Annotated in this window: 9 protein-coding genes; 4 read left to right on the forward strand and 5 right to left on the reverse strand. The window is 67.4% G+C overall.

Going from position 1 to position 5,899, the window contains the following annotated elements:
- The 4 genes from ACTHJR_RS11675 to ACTHJR_RS11690 all read left to right on the forward strand — a co-directional run.
- Window positions 1-667 (forward strand): SufD family Fe-S cluster assembly protein (locus ACTHJR_RS11675; RefSeq protein ID WP_440523367.1); only part of this gene is annotated, 667 nt, incomplete at its 5' end.
- A gap of 157 nt (window positions 668-824) precedes the next feature.
- The gene (locus ACTHJR_RS11680) at window positions 825-2,036 is read left to right on the forward strand and encodes a cysteine desulfurase (RefSeq protein ID WP_440523369.1); all 1,212 of its coding nucleotides are present in this window, start codon (window positions 825-827) and stop codon (window positions 2,034-2,036) included.
- A 9-nt stretch (window positions 2,037-2,045) separates the two neighbouring features.
- Window positions 2,046-2,510, forward strand: a complete 465-nt coding sequence (locus ACTHJR_RS11685) for an SUF system Fe-S cluster assembly protein (RefSeq protein WP_440523370.1) — start codon at window positions 2,046-2,048, stop codon at window positions 2,508-2,510.
- A 118-nt stretch (window positions 2,511-2,628) separates the two neighbouring features.
- The gene (locus ACTHJR_RS11690) at window positions 2,629-2,982 is read left to right on the forward strand and encodes a HesB/IscA family protein (protein WP_440523371.1); all 354 of its coding nucleotides are present in this window, start codon (window positions 2,629-2,631) and stop codon (window positions 2,980-2,982) included.
- A 4-nt stretch (window positions 2,983-2,986) separates the two neighbouring features.
- On the opposite strand, the gene ACTHJR_RS11695 is transcribed toward ACTHJR_RS11690, so the two are convergent.
- The 5 genes from ACTHJR_RS11695 to ACTHJR_RS11715 all read right to left on the reverse strand — a co-directional run.
- Window positions 2,987-3,382 (reverse strand): hypothetical protein, encoded by a 396-nt coding sequence (locus tag ACTHJR_RS11695; RefSeq protein ID WP_440523372.1) that lies wholly within the window; start codon window positions 3,380-3,382, stop codon window positions 2,987-2,989.
- Entirely contained in the window at window positions 3,379-3,831 is a 453-nt protein-coding gene (locus ACTHJR_RS11700) for a MaoC family dehydratase (RefSeq protein WP_440523373.1), read from the reverse strand. Before ACTHJR_RS11700 ends, ACTHJR_RS11695 begins: the two co-directional genes overlap by 4 nt.
- Window positions 3,831-4,301, reverse strand: a complete 471-nt coding sequence (locus ACTHJR_RS11705; protein WP_440523374.1) for an N-acetyltransferase family protein — start codon at window positions 4,299-4,301, stop codon at window positions 3,831-3,833. Before ACTHJR_RS11705 ends, ACTHJR_RS11700 begins: the two co-directional genes overlap by 1 nt.
- Window positions 4,298-5,206 (reverse strand): crotonase/enoyl-CoA hydratase family protein, encoded by a 909-nt coding sequence (locus ACTHJR_RS11710; protein ID WP_440523375.1) that lies wholly within the window; start codon window positions 5,204-5,206, stop codon window positions 4,298-4,300. The genes ACTHJR_RS11705 and ACTHJR_RS11710 overlap by 4 nt, the downstream gene beginning before the upstream one ends.
- 157 nt (window positions 5,207-5,363) lie before the next feature.
- Window positions 5,364-5,899 (reverse strand): acetyl-CoA carboxylase biotin carboxyl carrier protein subunit (locus ACTHJR_RS11715; protein ID WP_440523376.1); only part of this gene is annotated, 536 nt, incomplete at its 5' end.

The following is a 5,899-nucleotide window of genomic DNA, read 5'->3' on the forward strand; positions in this document are numbered from 1 at the left end:
TCCGCCCGAGACGATCCGCGTCGCCGCCGGCGAGGAGATCGCGCGCGTCGTGGTGCAGGACGCTCCCGAGGGATCGGTCGCAGTCAAGGACATCACGTTGGTGCTGGAAAAGGGTGCGCGGGCGACCTTCCATGTGCTCAATACCGGCGGCAAGCTCGGTCGCGTGTCGATCGACGTGACGCTGCATGACGGCGCGCATTTCGAGCTCGGCGCGGTGATGCTGGGCGGCGGCGAGCAGACGCTGGAGATCGTCACCACGGTCAACCATGTCGAACCCAACGCGACGTCGAACCAGGTCGTGCGCTCGGTGCTCGGCGGCAAGGCGACCGGCAGCTATCTCGGCAAGGTCGCGGTCGCGCGCGACGCGCAGAAGACCGATGCCAGCCAGTCGGTGAAGGCGATGCTGCTGGCGCGGACGGCGACCGCCAATGCCAAGCCTGAGCTGGAGATTTTCGCTGACGACGTGAAGTGCGCACATGGCGCGACGGTCGGCGAGCTCGATGCGATGGCGTTGTTCTATCTCGAAAGCCGCGGAATCGCGCCGGCCGAGGCCAAGGCGCTGCTGCTCCGCGCCTTCGTCGGCAGCGTGTTCGACGATATCGCCGATGAGGGCGAGCGGACGCGGATCGAAGCGGCAGCGCAGGCCGCGCTGGAGCGGATGTTGTGATGACGGGCATCTCTGTCCTTCGTCATGCCGGCCTTGTGCCGGCATCCACCGCGCTTCTTGGCCTCTGCGGCGCGGCTCCAGCTGAAGATTTGAGGTCGGGCTCGATGGCCCGGTGGACCCCGGCACAAGGTCGGGGTGACGGTGGGGGGGAGGCGGCATGACGGTACTTTCCCAAACCCGTCCCCTCGACGTCGTCGCGGATTTTCCCGCCATTCCCGCCGGCTGGCATTATCTCGACAGCGCGGTGTCGGCGCAGAAGCCGCGTCAGGTCATCGACGCGATCGAGCGCGGTTATGCGCAGGATTATGCCGCCGTGCATCGCGGCGTGTACCAGCGCTCGGCCGACATGACGCTAGCCTATGAAGCCGCGCGCAAGCGGGTCGCGGGCTTCATCAACGGCAAGGCCGAGGAAGTCGTCTTCGTCCGCGGCGCGACCGAGGCGATCAACCTCGTCGCGCAGAGCTGGGCGGGATCGCAGCTCAAGGCCGGCGACCGCATCCTGCTGTCGGTGCTCGAACACCATTCGAACATCGTGCCGTGGCAGCTCGTCGCCGAGCGGGTCGGCGCCGAGATCGACGTCGTGCCGCTGACCGACGACGGCCGGATCGATCTCGACGCGATGGCGGCGATGATCACGCCGGCGCACAAACTGGTCGCGCTCGGGCATGTCTCGAACGTGCTGGGGTCGGTGCTCGACGCCAAGCGGGCGACCGCGATCGCGCATTCGGTCGGGGCGAAGATCCTGCTCGACGGCTGCCAGGCGGTGCCGCGCATGCCGGTCGACGTCGCCGAGATCGGTTGCGATTTCTACGTCTTTTCCGGGCACAAGCTCTACGGCCCGACCGGGATCGGCGTGCTGTGGGGCCGCTACGAATTGCTCGACGCGATGCCGCCCTATCAGGGCGGCGGGTCGATGATCGATCGCGTGACCTTCGCGAAAACGACTTATGCCCCGGCACCGGGCCGGTTCGAGGCGGGAACGCCGCACATCATCGGCGTGGTTGGGCTGCACGCGGCGATCGACTATGTCGAGGCGATCGGTCTCGAGCGCATCCATGCGCACGAGGCGGCGCTGGTGACGGCGGCGCGCGAGCGGCTGGGCAAGATCAATTCGGTGCGGCTGTTCGGCCCTGCGGAGTCGGCGGGCATCGTCAGTTTCGCGGTCGAGGGGGTGCATCCGCACGACGTCGCCACCATCTTGGATGAGAGCAAGGTGGCGATCCGCGCGGGGCATCATTGCGCGCAGCCGCTGATGGAAGCGCTCGGCGTGCCCGCGACGGCACGGGCGAGCTTCGGGGTTTATTCGTCGCTCGCCGATGTCGAGGCGCTCGGCGCGGCGGTCGAGCGGGTGACGCGTATTTTCGGGTAGGGCCTTCGCATGAACGAAGAACGGAAGATCGAAGTGGAAGAAGTGACGTCGGTCGAGGCCGCGCCCCGGGCGCGTGTCGACGGGGCGGGAGAGACGTTCGAGCGCAAGCGCGACTATCTCGCCGGCTTCCTGGCGCAGAAGCCCGAGCCCTTGTCGGGCGGCGAGCCGGGCGGCGCGCTGTACGAAGCGGTGATCGACGCGCTCAAGGAGATTTACGACCCCGAGATTCCGGTCAACATCTACGACCTCGGCCGGATCTACAATGTCGAGGTGACCGACGAGGGGCATGCCGCGGTCACCATGACGCTGACCACGCCGCATTGCCCGGTCGCGGAATCGATGCCGGGCGAAGTCGAATTGCGCGTCGGCAGCGTGCCGGGGATCGCGCTGGCGGACGTCAATCTGGTCTGGGACCCGCCCTGGGACCCGCAGAAGATGTCCGACGAGGCGAAACTGGAATTGGGAATGCTGTGATTGGCTCAGCCCCTCCCCTTCAGCGGAGGGTTTGGGGTGGGGGACGCGGGGCGACAGTCGGGAGACTCAGCCCCACCCCCAACCCCTCCCCTGAAGGGGAGGGGCTAGGAGAAGAAGAATGACGACGACCCTGAGGCAGCGTCCCGCTGCCGTGATACTGACCGAGCGTGCCGAGGCGCGCGTCGCGGAGCTGATGTCGAAGGCGCCCGAGGGCGCGATCGGCGTCAAGCTGTCGACCCCGCGCCGCGGCTGTTCGGGCCTGGCCTATTCGGTCGATTACGTGACCGCCGCGAACCCGATGGACGAAAAGATCGAGACGCCCGGCGGGACCTTCTTCGTCGATGGTGCGTCGGTGCTGTATTTGATCGGCTCGACGATGGACTGGGTCGAGGACGATTTCGCCGCGGGCTTCGTGTTCCAGAACCCCAACGCCAAGGGCGCGTGCGGGTGCGGGGAGAGTTTTACGGTCTGAAGCGCTACGCCAGCATGTGCGTCACGTTTCGACAAAATTCGGCATTCTCGGCATCGAGTTTAGTGTCACCCGTGGGCTGAAGAAACCTGGCCCAATAGCTTTTCATGTCGGCAAGCACGGCCGGATCGCGATGCAGCGTCGAGCGAACACGATCGAGTGTGGACTGCCGGACAACGACGCCGTCTGCATAGAGGATCGAGCAAGTCATCAGCAACGCAAGCGCGCTTCGATCGCTCTGTTCGAGCGAGCCGCCATCGAGAAGCTCGACCCACTCGTCGAGACGTGCCGCATCGGCCAATTCAACCTCCCAATCCTGCTCCCTACCGGTTGCGGGTAAATCGAGCAGCGCGTTGAGATGGTCCACGGCTTGCGCCGACGGCCAGAAATATCCTTCGGTCACGCGCCCTTCCGCAGCAGCAACGCCGTCCGCAGACACTCGCACACCACCTCGCCGCGCTGGTTGAGCATGCGGTGTTTCCACGTCACCAGCCCGGCGTTCGGCCGCGACTTGCTGTCGCGGAGTTCGGTCACTTCGCTGGTCGCGCGCAGCGTGTCGCCGATGAACACCGGCTTGGGCATGACCAGTTTGTCGTATCCCAGGTTCGCGACCAGCGTCCCCATCGTCGTCTCCGCGACGGTGATGCCGACCATCAGGCTGAACGTGAAGGTGCCGTTGACCAGGATCCGGCCGAACTCACTCGCCCTGGCCGCTTCGGCATCGAGGTGCAGCGGCTGCGGGTTGTGGGTCATGGTCGACCACAAGAGGTTGTCGGTCTCGGTCACGGTGCGGCGCAGCGGGTGCTCGATCGTCTCGCCGATCTGCCATTCGTCGAAATATTTGCCCGGCATCAGTCGCCTTTCGTCAGCATGAGCTTGAACCCGGCATGGCTCTTCTTCCAGCCGAGCCGTTCGTAGAAACGGTGCGCAGCGGCGCGATCGTTGTTCGAGGTGAGCTGGGCCATGAAGCAACCGCTCTCGCGGAAACGCTCCACCGCCCAGCCGATCATCGCCGCGCCGAGCCCGAGCGCGCGTTTGTCGGCGGCGATCCGTACCGCCTCGATCTGGCCGCGCCACGCGCCGCGATTGACCAGGCCGGGGAGCCAGCTCAATTGCATCGTACCGACGATCGCGCCGTCGAGTTCGGCGACGATCAGGCGCTGGCGGGGGTCGCCGTCGATCGCCTCGAATGCGGCGAGATAGACCGGGTCGAGCGGTTCGCTCGGGTCGTCCTTGCGCCCGCCGATCTGTTCCTCGGCGAGCATCGCGATGATCGTCGGCAGGTCCGCCGCCACGGCGTCGCGATAGGTGGGCCCGGTCATGCGTCACGCCATTCGAGCGGATCGAGCCAGGGCGAGAAATGCGGCAAGTCGGTGGAGACCTTGTCGGGATAGTCGGCGGGCCGTTTCTCGAGGAACGAGGCCACGCCTTCCTTGGCATCGGCGCTGGCGCCGCGCGACCAGACCAGGCGGCTGTCGAGCCGGTGCGCCTCGATCGGGGAAGGCGCGCCCATCATCCGCCACATCATCTGTCGGGTGAGCGCGATCGAGACGGGAGCGGAGTCGGCGGTAAGCCGGCGCGCGAGCTCGCGCGCGGCGGGGAGCAGGTCGGCGGGGGCGTGTAGCGAGCGGACGAGGCCAGCTTGTTGCGCCGCGGCGGCGGGGACGAGGCGCCCCGAATAGCACCAGTCGAGCGCGGTCGAGATGCCGACCAGCCGCGGCAGGAACCAGCTCGATGCCGCTTCGGGCACGATGCCGCGCCGCGCGAAGACGAAGCCGAACCGCGCACCGTCGGCGGCGAGGCGGAAATCCATCGGAAGGGTCATGGTCGCGCCGATCCCGACCGCGGCGCCGTTGATCGCGCCGATCACCGGTTTTGTCGCCTGGAAGATGCGCAGGGACAGCAGGCCGCCGCCGTCGCGAATGCCTTCGTGGTTCCAATCGACCGATCCATCGGCGCCGACCGGCGATCCGGCGTCCGACCAGGCCTTGCCCTCGCCATAGTCGAACGTCTTCGCACCGGCGGAGAGATCGGCCCCGGCGCAGAAAGCGCGGTCGCCGCTGCCGGTGACGATGACCGCGCGCACCTCATCGTCCGCGTCGGCGCGGTCGAAGGCGGCGATCATTTCCAGCATCATCTGCGCAGTGAAAGCGTTCATCGCCGCCGGGCGGTCGAGCGTGATGGTCAGGATGCGGTCGGTGACGTCGACCTGGATCTGGTTGGTCATCGCGTCTCTTTCGTCGCCCCGGCGGAGGAGCAACGGGTCGGATCGTCCCCCGGACGATCCTTGAGCATGTGGGGCATGCTCAAGCCGTTGCCGGCCGCTGGCCGGATCGCACCATCGCCGGCGATCCCGGCCTTCGCCGGGATGACGGACAATCCCGTCACTCCGCTTTCTCGATCCTGACCAGCAACGCATCCACCTGAACCTGCGCCCCGGCGCTCGCATTGAGTTCCGCCACCACGCCGTCGAACGGCGCGGTCAGGCCGTGTTCCATCTTCATCGCTTCGAGCGTCAGCAATTTCTGGCCCTTGGTCACCGTGTCGCCCGCCGTGACGTCGACCGCGATCACGCGGCCCGGCATCGGCGCCAGGATCGCGCCGTCGCCCGCCGCGCCTGCCGTGCCGCCGGCGGCGCGCCACGGCGTCAATTGCCATACCTGGCCGCCCTCGGCGATCAGCAGGCTGTCGACCGCTTCGGAGCCCGCCTCTGGCGCATCGTAGTCGATCGCCACCTTGGCGCCGTCGAGCAGGAATGTCCCGCTCCGCCGCGCCGGCGCATTGAGGCGGAATCCCGACATCGCTCTATCGCCGATCAGCGCGGCGGCGGCATCGGCCAGCGCCTCGTCCGACGGCGAGGCTGGCGGCATCAGCGCGTCGCCCTCGCGCGCGATCAGGCCGGTATCGACCTCACCCGCGG

This window comes from Sphingomonas sp., from assembly GCF_051962185.1.
Lineage (GTDB): Bacteria > Pseudomonadota > Alphaproteobacteria > Sphingomonadales > Sphingomonadaceae > Sphingomonas.